The 21,901-nt window shown below is 60.4% G+C and carries 24 protein-coding genes; 13 read left to right on the top strand and 11 right to left on the bottom strand.

The genetic code is table 11. The features are described from left to right. The first annotated feature begins 256 nt into the window (after positions 1-256). From HMPREF3148_RS10695 to HMPREF3148_RS10660, 8 genes are all read left to right on the top strand, one after another. Positions 257-1,012, top strand: a complete 756-nt coding sequence (locus HMPREF3148_RS10695; protein WP_005531187.1) for a succinate dehydrogenase cytochrome b subunit — start codon at positions 257-259, stop codon at positions 1,010-1,012. Between the two features lie 14 nt (positions 1,013-1,026). Next, positions 1,027-3,042 (top strand): fumarate reductase/succinate dehydrogenase flavoprotein subunit, encoded by a 2,016-nt coding sequence (locus tag HMPREF3148_RS10690; RefSeq protein ID WP_049062448.1) that lies wholly within the window; start codon positions 1,027-1,029, stop codon positions 3,040-3,042. Next, entirely contained in the window at positions 3,042-3,791 is a 750-nt protein-coding gene (locus HMPREF3148_RS10685; protein ID WP_049151245.1) for a succinate dehydrogenase/fumarate reductase iron-sulfur subunit, read from the top strand. Before HMPREF3148_RS10690 ends, HMPREF3148_RS10685 begins: the two co-directional genes overlap by 1 nt. A gap of 47 nt (positions 3,792-3,838) precedes the next feature. After that, on the top strand, positions 3,839-4,210 hold the full coding sequence (locus HMPREF3148_RS10680) for a hypothetical protein (protein WP_049062447.1): 372 nt from the start codon (positions 3,839-3,841) through the stop codon (positions 4,208-4,210). 102 nt (positions 4,211-4,312) lie between these two features. After that, positions 4,313-5,599 (top strand): DUF445 domain-containing protein, encoded by a 1,287-nt coding sequence (locus HMPREF3148_RS10675; RefSeq protein ID WP_049151243.1) that lies wholly within the window; start codon positions 4,313-4,315, stop codon positions 5,597-5,599. Positions 5,600-5,620: 21 nt separating this feature from the next. Next, positions 5,621-6,082 carry a hypothetical protein gene (locus HMPREF3148_RS10670; RefSeq protein ID WP_049062445.1) on the top strand — a complete coding sequence of 154 codons (462 nt, stop codon included), beginning with the start codon at positions 5,621-5,623 and terminating at the stop codon, positions 6,080-6,082. 13 nt (positions 6,083-6,095) lie between these two features. Further along, the gene (locus HMPREF3148_RS10665) at positions 6,096-6,386 is read left to right on the top strand and encodes a DUF2516 family protein (protein WP_005531171.1); all 291 of its coding nucleotides are present in this window, start codon (positions 6,096-6,098) and stop codon (positions 6,384-6,386) included. Between the two features lie 2 nt (positions 6,387-6,388). Then, positions 6,389-6,886, top strand: coding sequence for a deoxyribose-phosphate aldolase (locus tag HMPREF3148_RS10660; RefSeq protein ID WP_065422264.1), 498 nt, complete (start codon positions 6,389-6,391; stop codon positions 6,884-6,886). 40 nt (positions 6,887-6,926) lie between these two features. On the opposite strand, the gene HMPREF3148_RS10655 is transcribed toward HMPREF3148_RS10660, so the two are convergent. From HMPREF3148_RS10655 to HMPREF3148_RS10645, 3 genes are read right to left on the bottom strand one after another with little or no spacing between them, the layout of a single operon-like run. Then, positions 6,927-7,721 (bottom strand): LmeA family phospholipid-binding protein, encoded by a 795-nt coding sequence (locus HMPREF3148_RS10655; protein WP_049062443.1) that lies wholly within the window; start codon positions 7,719-7,721, stop codon positions 6,927-6,929. A gap of 51 nt (positions 7,722-7,772) precedes the next feature. Further along, positions 7,773-8,585: a class I SAM-dependent methyltransferase gene (locus HMPREF3148_RS10650; RefSeq protein ID WP_049062442.1), complete on the bottom strand. Its 813-nt coding sequence runs from the start codon at positions 8,583-8,585 to the stop codon at positions 7,773-7,775. Positions 8,586-8,603: 18 nt separating this feature from the next. After that, complete coding sequence (locus HMPREF3148_RS10645; protein WP_005531167.1) at positions 8,604-9,095, bottom strand: DUF2505 domain-containing protein; 492 nt, start codon at positions 9,093-9,095, stop codon at positions 8,604-8,606. A 24-nt stretch (positions 9,096-9,119) separates the two neighbouring features. Between HMPREF3148_RS10645 and HMPREF3148_RS10640 the strand changes: the two genes are divergently transcribed. The 3 genes from HMPREF3148_RS10640 (at position 9,120) to HMPREF3148_RS10630 (ending at position 12,213) form a co-directional block, all read left to right on the top strand. Further along, positions 9,120-10,223 carry a UDP-N-acetylmuramate dehydrogenase gene (locus tag HMPREF3148_RS10640; RefSeq protein WP_070509117.1) on the top strand — a complete coding sequence of 368 codons (1,104 nt, stop codon included), beginning with the start codon at positions 9,120-9,122 and terminating at the stop codon, positions 10,221-10,223. 112 nt (positions 10,224-10,335) lie between these two features. Continuing rightward, the gene (locus HMPREF3148_RS10635; protein WP_049062440.1) at positions 10,336-11,181 is read left to right on the top strand and encodes a PDDEXK family nuclease; all 846 of its coding nucleotides are present in this window, start codon (positions 10,336-10,338) and stop codon (positions 11,179-11,181) included. Between the two features lie 120 nt (positions 11,182-11,301). Beyond that, positions 11,302-12,213, top strand: coding sequence for an aldo/keto reductase (locus HMPREF3148_RS10630; RefSeq protein ID WP_065420371.1), 912 nt, complete (start codon positions 11,302-11,304; stop codon positions 12,211-12,213). 16 nt (positions 12,214-12,229) lie between these two features. On the opposite strand, the gene HMPREF3148_RS10625 is transcribed toward HMPREF3148_RS10630, so the two are convergent. Beyond that, positions 12,230-12,688 (bottom strand): S-ribosylhomocysteine lyase, encoded by a 459-nt coding sequence (locus tag HMPREF3148_RS10625; protein ID WP_046645682.1) that lies wholly within the window; start codon positions 12,686-12,688, stop codon positions 12,230-12,232. Between the two features lie 38 nt (positions 12,689-12,726). Next, positions 12,727-13,809, bottom strand: a complete 1,083-nt coding sequence (locus HMPREF3148_RS10620; RefSeq protein ID WP_049062437.1) for an alpha/beta hydrolase — start codon at positions 13,807-13,809, stop codon at positions 12,727-12,729. Between the two features lie 155 nt (positions 13,810-13,964). Here HMPREF3148_RS10620 and HMPREF3148_RS10615 point away from each other — a divergent pair, with 155 nt between their 5' ends. Continuing rightward, complete coding sequence (locus HMPREF3148_RS10615; protein ID WP_005531161.1) at positions 13,965-15,179, top strand: ATP-binding protein; 1,215 nt, start codon at positions 13,965-13,967, stop codon at positions 15,177-15,179. Here HMPREF3148_RS10615 and HMPREF3148_RS10610 read toward each other — a convergent pair. From HMPREF3148_RS10610 to HMPREF3148_RS10600, 3 genes are read right to left on the bottom strand one after another with little or no spacing between them, the layout of a single operon-like run. After that, positions 15,176-17,071 carry a DEAD/DEAH box helicase gene (locus tag HMPREF3148_RS10610; protein WP_070509115.1) on the bottom strand — a complete coding sequence of 632 codons (1,896 nt, stop codon included), beginning with the start codon at positions 17,069-17,071 and terminating at the stop codon, positions 15,176-15,178. The two genes, HMPREF3148_RS10615 and HMPREF3148_RS10610, sit on opposite strands and share 4 nt — an antisense overlap. Next, positions 17,037-18,431, bottom strand: a complete 1,395-nt coding sequence (locus HMPREF3148_RS10605) for an SWIM zinc finger family protein (RefSeq protein WP_141741090.1) — start codon at positions 18,429-18,431, stop codon at positions 17,037-17,039. Before HMPREF3148_RS10605 ends, HMPREF3148_RS10610 begins: the two co-directional genes overlap by 35 nt. A 55-nt stretch (positions 18,432-18,486) precedes the next feature. After that, complete coding sequence (locus tag HMPREF3148_RS10600) at positions 18,487-18,873, bottom strand: hypothetical protein (protein ID WP_049062435.1); 387 nt, start codon at positions 18,871-18,873, stop codon at positions 18,487-18,489. Positions 18,874-18,949: 76 nt separating this feature from the next. Between HMPREF3148_RS10600 and HMPREF3148_RS10595 the strand changes: the two genes are divergently transcribed. Further along, positions 18,950-19,255, top strand: a complete 306-nt coding sequence (locus HMPREF3148_RS10595) for an SDR family oxidoreductase (RefSeq protein ID WP_049062434.1) — start codon at positions 18,950-18,952, stop codon at positions 19,253-19,255. Between the two features lie 414 nt (positions 19,256-19,669). On the opposite strand, the gene HMPREF3148_RS14075 is transcribed toward HMPREF3148_RS10595, so the two are convergent. From HMPREF3148_RS14075 to HMPREF3148_RS10580, 3 genes are all read right to left on the bottom strand, one after another. Beyond that, positions 19,670-20,482, bottom strand: coding sequence for a hypothetical protein (locus HMPREF3148_RS14075; protein ID WP_236081523.1), 813 nt, complete (start codon positions 20,480-20,482; stop codon positions 19,670-19,672). 172 nt (positions 20,483-20,654) lie between these two features. Then, complete coding sequence (locus HMPREF3148_RS13580; protein ID WP_141741089.1) at positions 20,655-21,524, bottom strand: IS3 family transposase; 870 nt, start codon at positions 21,522-21,524, stop codon at positions 20,655-20,657. A gap of 63 nt (positions 21,525-21,587) precedes the next feature. Further along, positions 21,588-21,890 carry a transposase gene (locus HMPREF3148_RS10580; RefSeq protein ID WP_049151233.1) on the bottom strand — a complete coding sequence of 101 codons (303 nt, stop codon included), beginning with the start codon at positions 21,888-21,890 and terminating at the stop codon, positions 21,588-21,590. Between the last annotated feature and the right edge of the window lie 11 nt (positions 21,891-21,901).

Genomic DNA, 21,901 nt, shown 5'->3' with positions numbered 1-21,901 from the left:
CTAAAGGGGTAACCCTGTCACTTGAATCGTCGCCTGTGATCAACCTCATAAATTGCTGGGAATTTCGCAACGTCCGTATTGCGTAAAGGGCAGCATGCAAGGTAAACGGCTTTTCGAAAGTTAGTTTTTAGGCGATCCTTACCTAAAGAAATTTCTACGGAATGCTTAGTGGCACTTTGGCGGGCTAAAGAAGGCCCAAATTGACTAGTTGCCAGCGAACAAGGCTGCGTAAGGTAAAAGCGACTATGGAGGTGTCATGTCTGTAAAAAATCCTGACCGTGAAGCTCTCGCTCACGGCCGTATCACTAATGAAGCAATTCGTACCAAGCCTTCCGTTCCCACCTGGGCACTGAAGCTCACCATGGCCGTTACGGGCCTGTTCTTTGCGCTCTTCGTTGTTGGCCACATGGCCGGCAACCTGAAGCTTTACTTGCCGGCTCACGACGGCGATGAGGCGCTGGACATCTACGGCGAATTCCTGCGTGGACTCGGCGAGCCGCTGATTCCGCATGGCCACATGCTGTGGATTATCCGCATCGTCCTTCTCGCCTGCGTTATCGCTCACATCTATGGCGCATTTGCCCTGACAGCCCGTTCTAAGCAGTCCCGCGGTAAGTTCAAGCGCACCAACCTCATGGGTGGCCTGGATTCCTTTGCCACCAAGACCATGCTGGTCACCGGTGCCGTCCTGCTGCTGTTCATCATCTTCCACCTGCTGGATCTGACGATGGGTGTGCAGCCGATTGCCCCTGAGGCATTCGTCCACGGTGAGGTTAAGGCAAACATGATTGCCACCTTCAGCCGCTGGCCTGTCACCATCTTCTACGTGCTGGCAATGTGCTGCCTGTTCCTGCACCTGACCCACGGCATCCGTCTGGCTGCTTCTGACCTGGGTATCACCGGTGCAAAGTGGCGTCAGGTCTTCGTGATCCTAGCCTATGTCATTCCGGCAGTCGTTTGCATCGCAAACATCGTTATGCCGCTGTCCATCGCCCTGGGTTGGGTCAGCTAAAGGAGCTTTTGAATATGTCTAACACTGAACTCAAGCGCGAGCACCCAACGTTCTCGCACCCGACGTCGATTGTTCCTGGCGTCACCGCTGGCCGAATTCTGGAGTCCCACGAGCCACACGGCGTCCCAATGAAGGACATGTGGAGCTACCAGAAAGACCACATGGAGCTGGTCTCCCCGCTGAACCGCCGCAAGTTCGAGATCGTCGTTGTTGGTACCGGTCTGGCGGCCGGTTCTGCAGCTGCCGCCCTCGGCGAGCTGGGCTACAACGTCAAGGTCTTCACCTACCATGACTCCCCACGTCGTGCGCACTCCATTGCTGCACAGGGTGGTGTTAACTCTTCCCGTCATAAGAAGGTTGACAACGACTCCGCTTACCGCCACACCAAGGACACCGTGAAGGGCGGCGACTACCGTTGCCGCGAGTCCGACTGCTGGCGCCTAGCTTACGAGTCCGTCCGTGTTATCGACCACATGAACGCCATTGGTGCGCCGTTCGCCCGTGAGTACGGCGGCACCCTGGCTACCCGCTCCTTCGGTGGTGTGCAGGTCTCTCGTACCTACTACACCCGTGGTCAAACAGGTCAGCAGCTGCAGCTGTCCACCACCTCGGCGCTGTACCGCCAGATCGGTCTGGGCAACGTGGAGCTCTTTGCTCACCACGACATGCAGGACATCATCACCTACAACGACAATGGTGTGAAGCGCGCAGGTGGCATCGTCACCCGTAACCTCATCACCGGCGAGCTGAAGGCCTTCACCGGCCACGCAGTTATCCTCGGTACCGGCGGTTACGGCAACGTCTACCACATGTCTACGCTGGCCAAGAACTCCAACGCTGGTGCCATGATGCGTGCCTACGAGCAGGGCGCATACCTTGCTTCCCCGGCATTCATCCAGTTCCACCCGACGGGTCTTCCGGTCAACTCCGAGTGGCAGTCCAAGACCATTCTGATGTCTGAGTCCCTGCGTAACGACGGCCGCATCTGGTCCCCGATCAAGGAAGGCGACGACCGCCCCGCCAACGACATTCCGGAAGAGGAGCGCGACTACTTCCTGGAGCGTCGCTACCCGGCCTTCGGCAACCTGGTTCCGCGTGACGTTGCTTCCCGTGCGATCTCTCAGCAGATCAACAAGGGCCTCGGCGTCGGACCGCTGCACAACTCCGTTTACCTGGACTTCCGTGACGCTATCCAGCGCCTCGGCAAGGACAAGATCCGTGAGCGTTACTCCAACCTCATCGAGATGTATGAAGAGGCAATCGGCGAATCCGCATACGAGACCCCGATGCGTATCGCACCGACCTGCCACTTCACCATGGGTGGCCTGTGGACCGACTTCAACGAGATGACCGCTATCGACGGCCTGTTCGCCGCCGGTGAGTGCTCTTGGACCTACCACGGTGCGAACCGCCTGGGCGCTAACTCCCTGCTGTCCGCATCCGTCGACGGCTGGTTCACCCTGCCGTTCACCATCCCGAACTACTTGGCTCACCACCTCGGTGAGGCCAAGCTGGCTGAGGATTCCGCAGAGGCAGCACAGGCTGTTGAGCGCGCGCAGTCCCGCATCGACCGCCTCATGAGCGTTCGCGGCGAGAACCCGCACGGCCCGGCTTACTACCACCGCCAGCTTGGCGAGATTCTGTACTGGGGCTGCGGCGTTTCCCGTAACGTCGAGGACCTTAAAGTTGCTATCGACAAGGTCCGCGCTCTGCGTGAGGAGTTCTGGGCAAACGTCCGCATCACCGGCAATGCAAATGACATGAACCAGGTTCTCGAGTACGGTCTGCGCGTTGCTGACTACATCGACCTGGGCGAGCTCATGTGTGTTGACGCTCTGGACCGCGATGAGTCCTGTGGTGCGCACTTCCGCGACGACCACCTCTCTGAGGATGGCGAGGCTGAGCGTGATGATGAGAACTGGTGCTTCGTTTCCGCCTGGGAGCCGGGTGCAAACGCTGGCGAGTTTATCCGCCACGCAGAGCCTCTGTACTTTGATTCGATCCCGCTGATGACAAGGAACTACAAGTAATGAAACTGACACTTGAGATCTGGCGTCAAGCCGGACCGACGCAAGAAGGCAAGTTCGAGACCATTCAGGTCGCTGACGCCGCCGAGCAGATGTCCATCCTGGAGCTGCTGGACCACGTCAATGATGGTCTGATCGAGGCTGGCAACGAGCCTTTCGCATTTGCCTCTGACTGCCGTGAGGGCATCTGTGGTACCTGTGGCCTGCTGGTTAACGGCCGTCCGCACGGCCCTGGCCAGAACACCCCGGCCTGCCAGCAGCGCCTGTTCCAGTTCAAGGATGGCGACACCATCAAGCTGGAGCCATTCCGTTCCGCTGCATACCCCGTCATCAAGGACATGATCGTGGACCGCGCCAAGCTGGACCACGTCATGGAGCAGGGTGGCTACGTATCCATGGACGCCGGTACCGCACCGGACGCAGATACTCTGCACCTCAACCACGAGACCGCTGAGTACTCCCTCGACCACGCTGCCTGCATCGGCTGTGGTGCCTGCGTGGCATCTTGCCCGAACGGTGCAGCACACCTGTTCACGGGCGCCAAGCTGGTTCACCTCTCCCTCATGCCGCTGGGCAAGGAAGAGCGTGGCCGCCGCGCCCGCAACATGGTCGACGACCTTGAGCAGAGCTTCGGTCACTGCTCCCTTTACGGTGAGTGCGCTGACGTCTGCCCGGCAGGCGTCCCACTGACCGCCGTGTCCGCGGTTACCCGCGAACGTGCACGTGCTGCTTTCCGCGGCAAGGACGACTAAGATATAGTCATTCACAGGAATAACAGGAACGAGAGAAAGTTTCAGCCATGAGCGACAACACCCATGCAGTTGCTGATCACGCAAGTGAGACCTACCCGGAGTTCTCCGGCAAGATCCAGGACTCTTACATTGAGGGATACGACCCAGTATCCTTCGGCGCACCGCACTCTTCTTTGCTGCGAACCTCCACCTGGGTCGGCATGGGCCTGATCCTTTCTCTACTGCCGGCAGCCGGCACCCTGATTTGGGGCCTCGGCGTTGGTGCCTTCCAGTACGGCGTGGGCCAGGAGAGCTCCCAGATTTCCATCATCGTCGGTGCTGCCTTGCTCGTCGTCATTGCTGTCGCTTGCGTTGGTCTCATCCACTACGGTCGTCGTTACTACCGTCAGTATCGTTCTGAGACCGGTCGTATCAACTAGTTTCTGTGCATCGGACGCCCCCGCAGCCCTCGTGGCGCGGGGGCTTCGTTAGTCTCTAGGGACATAACAGGGTTAGTCTTTAGGTTCGACCAAGGAGTACCAATGACCATCGCCGTCCCAGGCCCCAACCCAGCCGACGTCGCCGAGCGCCGCCGCACCCTGCGCAAGTACCAGTGGGGCGTCACCGGCCTGCTCATCCTCGCCGCAGTCATCTTCTTCGCGTGCTCCTGGTGGCAGCACCACAACCCCGACGCCCCGACGTGGGTGGGCTATGTGCGCGCGGGCGCCGAGGCTGGCATGGTCGGCGGCCTCGCGGACTGGTTCGCGGTTACCGCCATCTTCCGCCACCCCATGGGCATCCCGATCCCGCACACCGCGCTGATCCCCAGGAAGAAGGACCAGGTAGGCGAGGCACTGAGCACCTTCGTAGAGGAACAGTTCCTCACCCCGGATGCGCTCTCGGCGAAGATCTCGGAGAACAACATCCCCGAGAAGGCCGGCGCCTGGCTGGCCCAGCCGCGCAACGCGGAGCTCGCCGCGCACAAGGCCGCAGACATGGCCTCCCGCGCCGTCAACAGCTTTGACCACGCCGAGGCCGAGGAACTCATCCGCACCCAGATCCTCGACCGCATGATGGAGCCCGAATGGGGTCCGCCGGTCGGGCGTTTGCTCGAGGGCTACATCGCCGATGGCAAAGCAGAGCCGCTTGTCGACGACCTCATCGACTGGGCCCATGGCAAAGTACTGACCATGGAGGATGCCGTCATCGAGCTCGTCGATGAAAAGATGCCCGCCTGGCTGCCTCGTTTTGCCCGCGGCATGGCAGGCGACAAGGTCTATGTGGCCATCGTCGAGTGGGCCTCCGAGGTCAAGTACGACAAGAACCACGATGTGCGCCAAGCTATCCGCCGCAACCTCACTCTGTTCGCGCAGAAGCTCCAAGACGATCCCGAGATGGTCGCTCGTGTCGAAGGCATCAAGCAAGAGATGATGAGCTCCGAGCAGATCCAAGCCATGCCGGGGGCGGCGTGGGAGGCCTTTAGGAGCGGCGTCGCCAAGCAGGCTGCGGATCCCGAGTCCTTCTTGCGCACGAAGATCGCCACCGAAGCCCAGCGTTTCGGCACGCGCGTGCAAACGGACCCGAAGTTTTTGCAGCAGGCCAATGACATCGTGGACAAGGCCGCGCGCTGGGCCGCCGAGAACTTCGCCGGCGACATCATCAGCATCATCCCGGAGACCATCAAGCGCTGGGACGCCACGGAAGCCTCCGAAAACATTGAGCTTTTGGTAGGAAAAGACCTGCAATTCATCCGCCTCAATGGCACGGTTGTGGGAACACTGGCAGGATTGGTTATCTATACCGTCAACCATCTAGTTTTTGGAGCCTAAGGGCCTTAGAAGGAGAACTCCATGGATAACTCATTTCTCGACTCACTGAAAACCGCCGGTGCCTCCAGCGCTGAGGTGGCAAAGAACTTTGGCAACCGGTTCAAGGAGGAGCGCCAGCAGCAGGCGCAGCAGGCGAAGGCCGAGCGCGTCGCCCGCGCAGCCGACGAGCCAAGCTCCGCAGAGGGGGAGAAGCCCTTCATCGATAAGTTGACCGAAACCGTCCGCGAACTGGGCGAGACCGTCGTTAGCGCCGCAACTGAGACCTTCGAATCCGAGTCCTTCGCGCGCGCCCGTCAGGACGTCACCGCCGCCTTTGAAGAAGGCCGCGAGGGCGTGGCCGAGGCTATCTCCAATGCGAAGGAAAAGCGCGCCACCCCAAAGAAGGCCGCCGAGACTGCGCCGCAGGCTCCGCTGGATGAAAACATCGTCGAAGGTGAGGTCGTCGACGACGACAATTCCAACCCCTTCGGTTCCGCCAGCTAGACTGTTCTAACGTATGAACACTGCATATTATATTCTCGCAAACATGGAGCACTGGATCTTCATGGCCGTTTCAATCTTCGCGATCGTGGGCGCCGTCGTGGCCGCCACGACCCGCGAAGACGCATTCCGTGCCGGAGACCGCCAGGGCAAGTGGACGTGGGTGGGCCTGCTGGTGGGCTCCGCAGTGGCGATGAACCTGCACTTGCCGTTCATCGAGTGGATCGGCGCCGTGGTCACCGGCGTGTACTGGTTTGATGTCCGCCCCCAGCTCAAGGCCATCATCAACGGCGACTACAGCTATTAAAAATGCGCAACCTGCTTGAAGCAACAATCGCAGATGTACGCGAAGCGGCGCAGAATGACAGCGCCCTCCTCGTCTCGCCCACGCACGTGCTCGCCGCTGCACAGGCGCCGCACGTAGCCACCGTGGCGGGCTATCCCACCGGCCGCCACCACAGCCTCATCAAGGCCTCCGAGGCGCGCCTTGCGGTGCAATCCGGTGCGGCGGAGGTTTGGGTTGCAGTTGATGCATTGCTTGGCGACGCCACCGCCCTCCTCACCGATCTCATCACCGTGCGCGAGGCCTGCCCTCAGCCAGTCGCATTGGGGCTCATCGTCCCATCTAGCGAGCATGCGGCCGCCGCGGCACGCGCGGCAGCCCAGGCGGGCTTTGACAAGCTTATCTATGCCACGCAGGAACACCTCGCTGAAGCCGAAACCCAGATAGCACGAGAGCCGGCAGGTGTACTGCCGGCTCTCGTGTGGCCTACCGCACAGCCGGCTCTCGTGTGGCCTACCGCTTAGGCCGGCTCTCGTGTGGACTACCGTTTAGGCCGCGGATTCGCTATCCCTGCGCAGGGGCGCTCTGGCCGCCCGCGGTCACAGCGCCCAGCTTGCTCATCGGAACGTCCTTGCCCACGATGGTCATTTCCAGCTCGCCGTCTGCCACGTCAACTGCTTCGACGCTAAGCCCCTCGCCAATGAACTGGTCCTTCATGCCCTCCTGCAAGGCGGAGGAGATGGCCCCGGTAGCCTCCTGCGGCAACTCAAAGCCGAGCAGGGAAGCGTTCTTTGCCTTGATGGACAGGCCGCCGTCGCGTGCGACAGGCTCCAGCGCCAGGTTAGCCAAGCCATTAGCGAACTCGACGTTGAGGACGTTATCAGCGTCGTTAGCCGTGATGTCAGAGACCGCTAGGTTCGCTATCTGATCGCTACCTGACTTCTCCGCGATGGCCTTCTGGAAGGTGGCCAGCAGGAAATCGTCCGGAACCTTGGTCGAAGCACGCAACGAGCCGGCTACCGGGTCATCAGAGAGCGTCATGTCCTCGATGTGGATATCGGTGGCCGGCTGGCCCTTGATCTCGGTGCCCTCGATCTTCAGCGTGGACGGCGTGGTCATGTTCATCTCAGAAAGCTTGCCGCCCAGCATGCCAATCAACAGCGGGGTAGCGCCGAAGCTAACGTCCGGCTCCTCCTGAGTCTCAACGCCTTCGTCCTTGGCTGCCTGCACGAATTGGTCTTTCATCTGGTTTCTTATGAACCAGCGCATGCCGAATTCCGCCACCAACACGAGAATGAGGAATGTGACGAGCACCCCGATGAGAATTTTCCATGCTAGTGAAGTCTTCTTTTTAGCCATGCCTACTAGTGTTACTCATGTGGCGGCAGATGGCCAATGCGGGTGGGGCCTTCACAGCTTCGGCGCAACGACTTCCCAGTCAACGCTCAAAACATTGTCGCGAAGTCGGCGCCGGATCGGGTGGAGGGGAAGCCCGGCGTCGATAAGCGATTGGTGCGCCATGCGCCATCGCACGCGTGGTCCATGCGGCGCCCAGCCCGCCGAGTACTCCCAGGCGCGGTCAGCCTCCTTGAGAAGGTCGTGGATGGGCTCGCCTGGCACATTGCGGTGGATGAGCGCCTTGGGCAGGCGCTCGGCCAAATCCGAAGGCTTCTCCACAGCAAACGGGTCCCACGAGAGCGTCAGAGACTGCGGCCCGTCCGCGTTTAACAGAATCCAGGTAGAAAGCCGACCCAGCTCATCGCAGGTGCCCTCGATGAAGAATCCGCCCGGGGCCAAGCGCGAGGTAACCTCGTGCCAGGCTTCCGGAACCTGGGCGACGTCGTACTGGCGCAACACGTTGAACGCGCGAACGAGCTGCGGACGATAGCCCGCCAGTTCGAATCCACCCAGCTCGAACGTCACGCCGTCGCGCGGCGGTAGCACGCGCTCCGGCGCAATCTCCAGGCCGGTCACCTGCACGCGCGGATTCACCCGGCGCAGCCAGCCCGCCCACTCCACGGTGGTGAAATGGGACGCGCCATAGCCGACGTCGAGAGCCAGCGGCTCCTCCACGGACCGCAGCAAAGTCGTGATGGCGGGGTGCGCCGCGACCCACCTGTCGCAGCGACGAAGCCTGTTTTGATTGGTGGTGCCGCGGGTAATAACGCCGAAAGGCCGACCCGCACTCGCGCTTGCGCGCAGGTTATGTGCGTGATCGGCCATTTCTGTTAAAAGTAGCGTTTAGAGGTTGTCAGCGATCCACTGCTCGGTCAGCTTGCCCTCGTTATTGAAGAGCTCACCTAGGGCATCGGCAACCTTCGGCTCGATGGCAGCGCCCATCATCGGGATCTTCACGGAGATCTCGTTGACGTAGGACAGGGTGGTGGTATCACCCTCGCCGGTCAGGGCGATGTCGCCGCCGAAGTCAACAGGGGTGCCCTTGACGTCAGCGGTGTACTTGACGTCGGCAGCGTTGCCGTTGAGGTCACCGATGGTGACGACGCGCTTGACCTTGAGGTCCTGGGAAACCATGGCGCGGACAGCCTCAGGCAGCAGGGTGGTTGGCAGCACCTCGAAGAGGATGGCTACGTTGTTGGTGAAGTCGTGAACCTGGCCCGGATCCGGAGAAAGGTTAGCAACAATGTGCTCCCAGTAACCCTGCGTGAGCAACGCCTGGTGAACCTTTTCGATGGGCTGATTGATCGTTACGGTGTTTTCGCTACGGGTTGACATGCTTTACAGACTACCTTGGTAGACGTGCTTGACGAATTTATGATCCAGAAGCTGCAAGAGATCACGGGCGTGACGGTGGAACATGAGACCACTTTCAAGGACCTGACCACCCTGCGCATTGGCGGCTCGCCGCGGGCCACGGTGCACTGCGAGACCGCGGAGGCTGCAGTGGCGGCGCTGCGCGTGCTCGAGGAAGTCCCGTACCTCGTTGTCGGGGGCGGCTCAAACCTCGTGGTCGCAGAGGGCGAGCTTGAGCAGGTTGTGGTGCGCCTCGACTTCGACGATATCGACGTCTCCGTGGCCAGCGGTTTGGTCCGCGCGGATGCAGGCGCTACTTGGGACGACGTCGTTTCGATGACCGTGGAATGCGGCCTGGGCGGCATCGAGTGCCTGTCCGGCATTCCGGGCGACGCCGGTGCCGTTCCGGTCCAGAACGTGGGCGCGTATGGCGCCGAGATCTCCGACGTCCTCACGCAGGTCTACCTCTACGATCGCGCGACCGGCGAGGCCTCCTGGGTGCCCGCCGCGGCGCTGGAGCTGGCGTATCGCTACTCCAACCTGAAGTTCACCGGCCGCGGCGTGGTGCTGGCCATCGAGCTGCAGCTGACCACCGATGGCCTGTCCAAGCCGTTGCGCTTTGGCCAGCTCACGCAGACCCCAGGCGAGCGCCGGCCCGCGGCTGAGGTCCGCGAGCAGGTCCTTTCGCTGCGTCGGTCCAAGGGCATGGTGCTTGACGACGCCGACCACGACACCTGGTCCGCCGGCTCCTTCTTCACCAACCCCATCGTGGACTCTGCGGTTGCCGATAGAATCCAGGAGATCGTGCGCACTGAACGCGGCGCCGAGGACGCAGACCGCATGCCGCGCCACGCAGTCCACGCAGGCTCGGACGGCGAGGAAATAAAGCTCTCGGCCGCCTGGCTCATCGAGCGCGCCGGGTTCGCAAAGGGCTACCCAGGTGCTGGTCCGGCTACCTTGTCCACGAAGCACACCCTCGCGCTGACCAACCGCGGGACCGCGACGGCTGCCGATGTGGTGGCGTTGGCGCGCGAGATTCGCGCGGGCGTCGCCAAGCGCTTCGGCGTGGAGCTCGTGCCGGAGCCGGTCTGGATTGGGGTATCCATCTAGAACGTACCGCTGTGTGTAAATAGGCCTCCCAATTGCGCGAATTGACGGGCCTATTTACATTGAGAGGTATCCGCATGCTTGGGGGAGCACGCACACTTGGGGGAAGTAGAGGATGCTGCAACCAATTCGGGGGAAACACTCGCGCACTATCGATCGCCTCGTGGCGAAGGGCAAAGCCGTGCGCATCACGCCGGGCCTGACGTTGCCGCGCCAACCCACCCCGCGCGAACTCGCGGGGATTCTGAACGAGCGCTATCCCGGCACCGTTCTGGATGGAGGCTCGGCCATGGCCGCTTATGCCGAGCGCAAGCTGGAGTTTCCGCTGCAGCTCATGGCGGCACGTCACGCTCGTACCTGTGAGTATTTCACCACGCGGCGCGCCACACCCAAGGGCCCATATATGGTCAACGGCCTAAACGCATGCAATCCGCTGCAAGCGCTGGAGATTGTGGAAGAAGACAAAGCCATCGAGTTCTTGGAGCGTTTCTGCAACGGCAAGGATGGCCACCAAAGGTTGGCCTTTTTTAGGGAGGATTTCCAGCGCTTTCCCGCGCGCACGCGGCGGATTATGCAGCGTAGCGTCATCGGCAGTGATAGCAAATACGAGCGTCTTCTCACCCAAGCCCTTGCCGATGCCTGCCTCACCGTGACCAACAACCAACGCATCGGCCCTTATTACTGGGACATCGTGCTGGCAAAGGAGAAGGTCGCGATCGAGATCGACGGCTACGAGTATCACAAAGGTGAGCGCATCCAGCGTTTTGAGCTGGACCGCCAGAAGCTCAACGACGCGGTGCAGCGCGGGTGGAAGCCCCTGCATTTCACGGCAGGCATGATTGAGCATCATCTGCAGGTGGCCGTCGACCAGGTTATCGCCGTGGCCTGCGGGGGAGGGCAGTTTCTGCCGCCAGCGTGGAAGTGGCATTACTATTTCCGCTACGAGAACGCGCCGTGGTGAACGCTGTGCCCGCGGCACCGTACTTCTGTGTGTATTTAGCGCAGGAAATCGGGCCGGTTTAAGGGGGCTATTTACACAGGGAGGTACACGCACACGAGGGAAGCAGCTACGGTGGTGTCCATGATCGCGCTTGGCTGTACCTCAATGACTCCGCACTCCTATTCCAATTCCCCGCGTCGCGCCGAGATGGTCGATGTCCTGCGTGGCGCGGCGGAGGCAGGCGTAGAGCTTTTCGACACCTCTGAAATCCAGGGGCCCTTCACGGGCGAAGAAATGCTTGGCGACGCCCTGGGCAACCGCGCCCGCGTCCTCACCAAGTTCGGATGGGAAATTGAGGGAGGAAAGCCCACCGGCGCTTTGAACTCGCGCCCGGAGGTTATTCGCGCGAGCGCCCATGGTTCGTTACGCCGGCTAAAACGGGAGCGCTTGGACGTGTATATGCAGCATCGCGTGGACCAAGACGTGCCCATTGAGGAAGTAGCGGGCACAGTGAAAGAACTTATCGATGCAGGTGACGTGGCCGCTTTCGGGCTGTGCGAGGCAAGCCCGGAGACCATTCGTCGCGCGCACAAGGTCTGCCCGGTGAAGTATCTGGAGTATGAATACTCCATCTTTAGCCGCGACGTAGAAGAAGAAATCATCCCGCTAGCCCGCGAGTTGGGCGCGGAGTTTTTGGCCTATTCACCGCTGGCGAAGGGGCTTTTGGCAGGCCGCAGCGAGCCAGATGATGATTCTTCCTCGCCGCGTTTGCACTCTGCGAACTTCGCGGCCAACAAGCAGCTGGCGCAGGAGGTGGCGGCAGCAGTGCCCGGCCGCAACATCTCCGAGATAGCGCTGGGCTGGTTGCTGTCCAAGGACGTGGTGCCGATTGCCGGTTCGACGAACCTCGCACGGATCAAAGAAAACCTCGCAGTCACTGCGCTGAGCGCGCAGGAGTGCGAGGCCATTGACGAGGTACTAAGCCGAAAGCCCGTGCAGGGCGCGCGGTTGACGCAACTGCACGAAGGCTTCGTGGATAAGAGCCGTAGATAAGACCCGCGGATAAAGGTTAAGCCATAACCTCGAGCCACTCGTCCTTGTGCGCGAGGTACTCGCGGGCAGCGGCCTGTGCACCCTCAAGACAGTGGCTGGCGCCCCAGCCGCACTGGCGCTCGTTGGCGGCCGGAACCTCGGTGGCGTTGAGGATGTCGTTGAGACCGTTCTCGAGGGCATGCAGCAACTCGTCTTGCTCCATGTTGTACGTAATGGCGTAGAAGCCGGTCTGGCAGCCCATCGGTGCGAAGCCGATGAGCTTATCCGTGTAGTCGCGCATAAAGTTGGCCATCATGTGCTCAATGGAGTGCACCGTAGGCATTTCTAGGTGCTCCTCGTTGGGCTGGCAAAAACGCAGGTCATACTTGATGATCTCCACGTCGTCGCTGAGGCGCTCGCGCTTGGCCACGCGTACGTACGGGGCCTTGACTAGGCGGTGGTCGAGTTCAAAGGATTCCACGTTGCTCTTTGTCATGGGATCGAGTCTATCGTTCGACTTCCGCGAAGCCCGATTTAAAGTCCCAGTGCCGGGGCGATGGCCTGCGACCACGCCTTCGGCAGTTGATGCTCGAAGAACTCATAAGAGTGCGAGCCGTAGTTCTCGCGTGCGTAGGTGATGTCCACGCCGGCGGCGCGGGCCTTGGCCACGAACTGGTCGGTCATGGGGCGCGCAATGGTCTCGGCGAGCATCTCCTGGAAGTCATCAAGGTCGTACGGGTCCTTCGTCATAGGCGTGCCATTGCCGGTGGTCACCCAGACCTTGATGCCGCGCAGGCGCTCCGGGTGAGCGGACGGATCGTTGTCGTCCCACGCCGGGTCATCCGGCCAGCCGAAGGCGTTGACGAGGTCTCCGCCCAGGCGCGCGGTCATGACCGTGTTAAACGCGCGGCCGATGACGGAGGACGGCGCCGGGTACGGCGAGAAACCCAGAGCGGCGGAGAATTTACCGTTCGACTTTGCCGCGATGTTGAGCGCCGCCGAGCCCGACATGGACAAGCCCGCGATGGCGGAGCGTCCGTCGCCGTGGAACTCATGCTCCATGACGTAGGGAAGCTCCTGCGAGTAGTACGTCACCCACTTGTTCATGCCGAATTCCTTGTCCGTGCGGCGCCAGTCCGCGAACTGGGAGCCCCGGCCACCGACGGCGGAGACAACGTTGACCGGCTTGTCCGCGAAGAAGTCCTCATAGTTGGTCTGGGTGTACCAAGTGGAGCCGAACTCGCCGCCCTCGGAGCCCTGCATGAGGTAGACCGTCGGGCGCGGTCCGTCAACAGAAGGCTTCAAGTAGTAATTCGTGATGACGCGGTCCATCGACGGCGAGTAGATGTCGATTTGGTAGACGTTCTTTTCGATGTGTCGGGTCTCGACCAAGCGCGCGCCCGAGCCATCCGTGGTCGGGACATTTGTACCGTCCACCTTGGGCAGCACCGTTGAGGAGCCTTGCGGGAATTGCGAAGGCTCAAATCCCGGGGCGAGTCCAGACAGGACTTCCGAAGGCGCGAAGTTCGAGGACTGCGCGAGCGCCGGGGCGGCGGTCGACGCAGCAAGGAGCACAGTAGCGCAGGCTGCAGCCGCGCGGGAGAAAGTAAGAGGCATGGCAACGAATGTAGCCGGTGGCGGGGTTCTTTCCTAATGGCAGCACAGCAACAGTACCAAAGTTAACTTTAAATTCCATCCAGAATTGGAATAAAACTAAAGTTAACTTTAAATTGTTGTCGCCATTGGTGAAAATCTGAACTAAACTTTAAGTCATGACTCGCGCACATGAACTTCGCACCCGCAAGGACTACCTGCAGACATTGGTGGATTGGGACGCGGATCCGGCTACTAACGGTATGGTGAGAGTAATAAGTGGTGTGCGACGTTCGGGAAAGTCGTCTCTACTGGAGCTTTATAAGCAACACGTTGGTTCTGAAAAGGTCGTTTCTGTCAACTTTGAGGATTTTTCCACTCTGGGGCTTCGTGAAGCCCAGCGGTTTCACGAGGAAATGACGGCACGAATTGCAGCAACGGGGGCGACGCATCTTCATGTGGATGAGGTTCAGGAGCTCGACGATTGGTCACAGGTTATTAACTCGCTGCGGCTTCACGAGAATCTCACCATCACGGTGACGGGTTCGAATGCTTCCATGTTCGTGGGCGAGGGACTTACATACCTAGCTGGGCGTTATATACAGCTGGAGATGTTTCCTCTTTCGCTTCATGAGTACTCCTCTTTCGCTCCGGAAGCTCCTTCTCAGCCTTCGGCTCGTTACGCGGAATGGATGCGCGGTACGTTGCCAGCCGCGGCGCAAGTAGGATCTCCGAAAATCCGACGGGAGATCAACAACGCCATTTTCGACTCTATTTTCGCGCGCGACATTGCACTGCGAGGTGCAATTAAAGATCCTGACATCTTCATGAGGGTCGCGAGATTCGTATTCGATAATGTGGGCTCGCAGCTGTCGGCACACAAGATTGCCAATTACCTGACATCTGCGGGCGCAAAAACGACGCAACCAACGGTGGAGCGGTACCTCGGTCTTTTGGTCGATGCGCACATGCTCTATCGCTGTGACCGCTTTGATGTCCGTGGGAAAGCACATCTCAAAGGCGGTGCCAAGTATTATTTTGTCGACCCAGGACTGCGTGACGTGTTACTTGGAGCGAACTCGTCGAATGCCGGGCACGATCTGGAAAATATGGTCTATCTCGAGCTGCTTCGGCGGGGGTTCTCGGTTGCAGTTGGAAATGCGCCGCAGGGAGAAGTCGACTTCGTGGTGACGCGGGATAAGGAACGCTATTATGTGCAGGTCGCGCTCACGGCCTTGGATGATAAGACGCTGCATCGGGAGCTGTCTTCCTTCCGTGGCCTGCCCGCTGGCAGCCATTGCATTCTCCTCACATTCGATGCAATGCCTCTGAACACTGGAGAGGTAGTACATCTCCATGCCGCTGATTTCCTCGACGGCGCCCCGTTGCGTTAGGCCAGCAGGTCCCTAATCGCCGCTGCATCGAGCGCTGCCCCGCCGGTCGCGGAACCGGTGGGCTCGAGGAAGGCGCTGGACAGCGCGCGCTTGGTGTCCTGGAGGGCGACGACCTTGTCCTCGATGGTGTTCGCGGAGACCAGCCGATAGACCGTGACGGGCTGCGTCTGGCCAATGCGGTGGGCGCGGTCGATGGCCTGGGCCTCCGCTGCCGGATTCCACCATGGGTCAGCGACGATGACGTAGTCCGCCTGCGTGAGGTTGAGGCCCACGCCGCCGGCCTTCAAGCTAATGAGGAAGACCTGCGTGTTACCTTCCGTGAACGCGCGGATCGCGGCGTCGCGGTCGCGCGTGCCGCCGTCGAGGTAGGAGAAGGAAACTCCCTCGGCCTCGAGGCGGGCACGAATCTCCGCGAGGTAGCTCGTGAACTGACTGAAGATGAGTACGCGGTGTTCCTCGGCTAGGATGTCGCGCAGGAGCCCCGTCATCGCGTCGAGCTTGGAGCTGGGTGCACCGGACTCGGGTTCCACGAGCGTCGGCGAAATCGCGAGCTGGCGCAGACGGGTGAGCGCGGCGAGCACCTCGACGCGGTTGGACTCGGGATCCTCGGTGAGCAGGCGAAGCACGCGCTGGCGCTCGCGGGCGAGGTGCACGTCGTACAGGTTGCGATGCGCGGGCGCGAGCTCCACCGGCACGACCTGCTCTTGGATGGGCGGCAGGTCGAGCGCGACGTCAGCTTTGCGCCGACGCAGCAGGAACGGCTCGACGCGGCGGCGCAGCTCCGCCATGCGCGTCTTGGACAGCTCTGTGTCGTTGCCTGCGATGGGCTTTTCGAAACGTTCACGGAACTGCTGGAAGCTCCCCAACAAACCGGGCGCGGCGAGGGAGAATTGGCTCCATGCGTCTTTGAGCGAGTTCTCAATCGGTGTACCCGTCACCGCGTAGAGCACCGGCGCCTGCAGGTCGCGCACCGCTGCGTAGATCTTGGATGTCGGGTTCTTCACGTTCTGTGCCTCGTCGAGAACCACGCCCGCCACGCCCAATGCCTGGTACTCGGATGCCTCGAGACGCAGAAGCGTATACGAGGTGACGAGCACATCCGCAGACTCCGCCAGAGATGCCAGAGAATCCTGGCGTCGTTTCACCGTCGCTTCCACCACCGTCACCCGCAGTGACGGCGCGAATTTCGCGGCCTCGGCCTTCCAGTTGGAAACTACGGACGTCGGCGCCACGACCAACCAGGGACCGGCGCCAGAATCGAGGATCATCGACAAAATCTGGATGGTCTTGCCCAAGCCCATGTCGTCAGCCAACACGCCGCCGAATCCACGCCGCCGCAGGCTTGCCGGCCAGCGGAAACCGTCTTCCTGGTATGGGCGCAGCGTCGCGTCCAACGCAGCCGGCACGTCGAACGAGGGCAGCTCCGTGTGCGCTGCTGCCACGACCTTGTCGAGCCACGCGCGCTCATCGACCTGGAGCGCGTCGAGCTCGCCCAGCTGCTCCCACCAGTCCACGCGCGTCTTCGGCACGCGGACGGCGTTGCGGCGGGCGTCGGAAAGCCCCTGCGCGTCCTCGAGGAGCTGCGCGAACTTATCGAACTGCGGGGAGTCGAGGTGTGCGTAGTGCCCGTTCACGATGAGGATGCGCGCCTGCGAACGCAGCGCTCGGATGACCTCCGCGAGCGGCACGCCCTGCCCGTCGACACGGACTTCCATCGACAAGTCGAGCCAGTCCTTGTCCTGGCCCTTGAGTCCCGCGTGGAGATCGATGGACTCGGCCGTCTCCAGCCCGAGGAGCTCCCGCGCGCCGGGCGACAACCGTGCATCGACATCCGCGGCTTCCAGCTGCGGCAGCGTCTCATGCAGGAATTCCATGAGTTCTGCGCCGATCATCTCGCGGTCCGTGAGGTTGAAGCTTTCCAGGCCCGCCAGCAGCTCGCTTTCCGATTCCCCGTTGCGCGTCGGGTCCGCTTCCGTCCCCCAGCGCGTACGTGCGCCCGTTGGAGTAGGCGAAGCGGAACTCGACGGCCCCGCGCAACAGGTGGGCCGTGGCCGTGACAAACGCCCGCACCACGGGCGGTGCCGGTGGCGTGGGCACAAACGACTCGTCCGGACTGCTCCACCCGGTTGCACGCAGTCGCGGCAGGAACTTCTCTTCGAATTCGGCGCGGCCCTCCGGCGGCACCGTGATGGGGCGGCGGGCTTCCCGTAGGCGCTGCCATTCCGCTGGTGCGCGGTGCCGGAAGCGTCCCAGGTTCAGGTACCCGTCATCATCGAACCATGCCGCACCGCGCGCCTCATATCCCAGAATGAGTGGGGGATGGTCGCCGGACTCTACGATCGCGGCGTCCATGCGCAGCCCCTCATCATTCTCGGTGACGTACACGGTTGGGGTGAGCGGCTCTTCATGGAGGATGACGAGCCCTCCGTCTGCCGTGGTGAGCTCGGTGCCGTGCTCCTGGGCTTCGTCGAGAAGCGCAAAGAACTTGGGACTGCGGAGACTCCGCAATGACTGAGGCTGGCTATGAATGTCGTAAGAACCAGCCTCGGAAAGAATTTCAATGAGTCGGTCGCGGTCTCGTTCTGCGACGGGATGACCGGTGCCGTTCTGCAGCTTAGCCAGCGTCATGTCAGAGCTCACCCACCCGCGTCCGTTTTTACGCGGTCGGCCGCCGGTGACGCTGAGGTTGCGCAACACCGCATGATCCCCCACAACGTTAAAGTCGGTCTCGAAGACCACCGCGACTGGCGTGGCGGCCGAGGACTCTGCGGATTCCACAGGCAGGTATTCCTCTAACAATTCCTGCCACGTCGGCTCGCGTCGTACAGGCCGGCGGCGCCGTTCCCACCCCAGTACTTCGCTGAGCACCTCCCGTGTTTCGCGGAAGCTGTCCGTGCGTTCCACAAGGTGGTCAACAAACTCGCCGAACGCGCCCAACGGCTCGCGCTTGCCTATCTCGCGATAGTCAAGGTGGTGCTTGAGCGCCAGCGCCACCGCATGCTTGCACCGCTCGCCATATGGGCACGCGCACCACGAGTTAAAAGCCGTGACCACCCCGTCGGTGCCCAGCGTGTAGTCGACCGTGACGAAGTACTCGTCCCCACGCGACCCGGTGCAATAGCCCGACACCTTGGCGCCCTCGCCTCGGGCAGCCTCGATGGACTCGATGCGCGCGGCATTCTGCGTGGCCAGCGCAACCCCGCGCTGGACGACCCGCGGGTCTACGAAGTTATTGAGTGTCTCGGTCCTCACACCGCACATGCTACGGGAGGGTGCCGACACGAGGTCGCTGACGGCGAAAGCGCTGCTAATTCATGGGGCGAGCGATGTGCCTATCTAACGCTAGAGAGAGCTGCGGGTTGCTCAAAATGCACCACCAGCCCGCGGCATAACTGCTCATCATGCCGGCCGTGCTCCAGCGGTCCCGCGAGCTGCTGGGTACCGAATCCATGCAGCGGATGAGCTGCTCCTCGGCGGGACTCGTGGGATGAATGACCCGATAGCCAGCATTGATATTGATAAACATGGACGCGCCCGCATAGGAGTCGATGACCTCGGTGAGGCTTGTCGAGGACAGTGCAGGCAGCGGTGTAACTTCTTGAGCGGACGCCGTAGTCGGGGCGAGCGCCGCGAGGGCAAGGAATGAGGCAGCGGCGGCCTGGGCGAGCCGTGCCGAGCAAGTGAGAGCAGACACTCTCTCATCATACTGGCGCCCCTGCTGCGGCGTTGTGGGATTCGAAAGAGGACCTTCATCTGCGCGTACGTTACGTGTGCTGCGCCGAATCCGAGCTTCCGTATGCGCCGTCAGCGCTGCCGATGCCCCCTCGCGTGCCGCCGCCCGAATCGCGCCGGGCATCGTGCGTACTCTGATCATGAAGGGACTGGCCGAGGAGCTCGCAGAAAACGCCGGTAAGCCCGCTGAGTGGGGCTGGGAGCAGTTCACCAAGGACATCTCCTTGGGGCGCCTCTCCGAATCCGAGGACGTCGCCAAGATCATCGGATTCCTCGCTGGTCCTGACTCTGACTACATCACCGGCCAGACCATCATCGTCGACGGTGGCATGGTCTTCCACTAAACCGCAGGTCGACTATCCGTGAAATGATCGTTGGAAAACTTAGGTGCGCTGACATGACATGTGCTGTTCGCCAGAGCTTGGTGATGAGGGCGAAAGTAGGGCAGCCGCGTCCGGGGAGGATAGACCTAGCGAAGCGTATGAGACGAGAGGATTAGAGACCGCTCTAGCGCCATAGCCCTGCTCAAATAGTTCCACTGCTTGTTCACGCTGAGCCTGGCTCAACTTGCTGCTGGATGCATAGAAAACTCCCCACAATCTGGTTTCTGATTTTTCAGTCCGGATTATGGGGAGCAGTTCACTTTTGACACCTTTACGGTTAAAGCTGCGGAAAGCCCGCACCGCAGTAGGGGGCGCGGGATCTGGAAATTTCAGGCATATTTTGTTCGCCGAGGGTGTGCTGCGGCTCTGAATTCTTTAGAGCCATTCAGCGCTGGGGAAGCGACCGTCCGTGACAAAATATATGATCCCGATAACAACCCAAATTATCCAAGCGAACAGTAGAGGGGATAATCCGGCAAGAATAGAAAATGCAACAAGCAACCACGATTGGCTTTTGTATGCAAGGACTCCAGCTGCTACACCTATGGGTACGGTAATGATGTAATATGGCATGGTCCCTTCCGGAAAAATGGAAGGAAAAAGATACGGGAACGCAATCGCAGTTGTTGAGAGTAAAGCTGAGAGAAGTTTACTTAACTTTAGGCTCTTGTTGCTTTTGTGCCTGTTCATTTCTTTCTCCTTCCTGGACCGTTGGGGACCCACTATGCTAATGGATTGCACGGGGCGGAATTGAAATATGTAGCAATAGCAAGGGCCATCGCGTTTTCTCCGACTCCATTGAATTTGCCCCGGTTTTACGAATTCCTTGAACCAGCTCCCTGTCGCATGAGCAAGCGAAGTATCCTCGCGAACCATAGCATTTATCATGCTTTTGGCAGAGAGAGTCGAGAGTATTGATTGGGGCACCCGGACCACTGTGTCCTGGGCCGCACCAGTTTCCATTAGCTTCCACGGCACTGAATACCAGTGATTGGCGATCCGGATGTGGTAGTTCATTGCGACCTTGGACTTCTTCCACCGCGACCACGACCACCGCCGGTCGGGCAACGGGCGCAGCAGCTGTTGCTCATGGTCTTCAAACAACTGGCGACGAGAGATATCCTGCCCGCGGTAGGGACGGCGATCGTTGATGAAATCGCTTTGGTCCTCGAGTGCTTTATTGAGCATGTCGAAACTGTAGAACTACTGGTCGTCGAGGTATTCTACGCACCATTGCTGGGCAATATCCACGGCCTTTTCAACATTCGCCTTGTACCGCGGTCGGTAGCCTTTCGCCGCAGTAATACCTATCTGATAGAAATCGGCAAATGTGGAATATGAAGTGTCCCAGGTTTTGTTCCTAGGCTTGTGCCTTAATTTCCATTATTTCTCGACTGGGGTCGTGTTCCCACAATTCGGCTTCGACTTCAGCCGGCGTGCGGTAGCCTAGGCTCTGGTGGAGCCGTGACTCGTTCCACCAATTCACCCACTCGAACGTGGCGATTTCCACGTCGACGACATCGGACCACGTTCGCCTATGAATCAGCTCATTCTTGTAGGAGCCGTTGACATTCTCCGCCAGAGCATTGTCGTAGGAATCACCAACAGTGCCGGTCGACGCCGTAATTCCATGCTCAGCCAGGCGCTCGTTGTAGACGATGCTCACATACTGCGACCCGTGGTCCGAGTGATGAATTAGGCCCGCCGGTTCCTTGCCGCACACGATCGCCTGGTTGAGCGCCTGCAGCGGCAACGCCTCAGTACGCATCGAATCAGACAACGCCCACCTGAGGATCCTCCGGGAGTACACATCAGTGACAAAAGCTGTGTACACAAACCCTTTCCTGGTGCGCACATACGTAATGTCCGCCACCCACAGCCGATTAGGGCCACAGGCTTGAAACTCACGATTTACCAAGTCTGGGCGCAGATCAGGCACGTTAGGCTTACGGGTTGTGATAGGTGACCTGCCTTTGCCTTTGCCAGAAACACCGGCCAGGCGCATCCACCGAGCAGTTTGTTCACGACCGATATCAATTCCGTCACGGCGGAGAGCATGCCACATTTTCCGCACGCCGTAGACGCTGTAATTTTCAGCGTGAACGTCGCGAATATGCTCTACAAGGGCAGCGTCGCGAAGAGCGCGGGCGCTTAAGCCCCGGGCCTTGGATTGGCGGTACCCACGCGAGCTAAAAAACCGCCTTCGCGATGCGTGTTTAACGTCTGGCAGATGAACTCGACTGAGAAACGATTCCGATACTCATCAATGAACCGGATCATTTCTTAACGTTTCTCAGTCGAGTTCGGATGCGAAAAAAGCCGAAGCGGCTTTCAACAACTCGTTGGTGTCGCGCAGCTGGTGATTTTCTCGACGTAACCGTGCGTTCTCTGCAGCAAGGTCCTCGGGCATTGATTCCACAACACGTCCCTCGCGTCGAGCGGCCTGCGTCCATTGCCTCGCTGTGTGCCACGAGACGCCCAGCTTTGGTGCCACGATCTTGCATGCTTCCTGCGTCGAAATTCTCTCCGCCAGGATGCGATCCTCCACCAAGCGAACGACGCGGTCCTTCGCATCCTGATCAAATTTTCTTGGCATGTTCCAGATTT

Source organism: Corynebacterium sp. HMSC05D08 (genome assembly GCF_001807215.1).
Taxonomy (GTDB): domain Bacteria; phylum Actinomycetota; class Actinomycetes; order Mycobacteriales; family Mycobacteriaceae; genus Corynebacterium; species Corynebacterium striatum.
The sequence above is the reverse complement of the archived record's forward strand: the minus strand, read 5'-3'. Positions and strand labels throughout refer to the sequence as shown.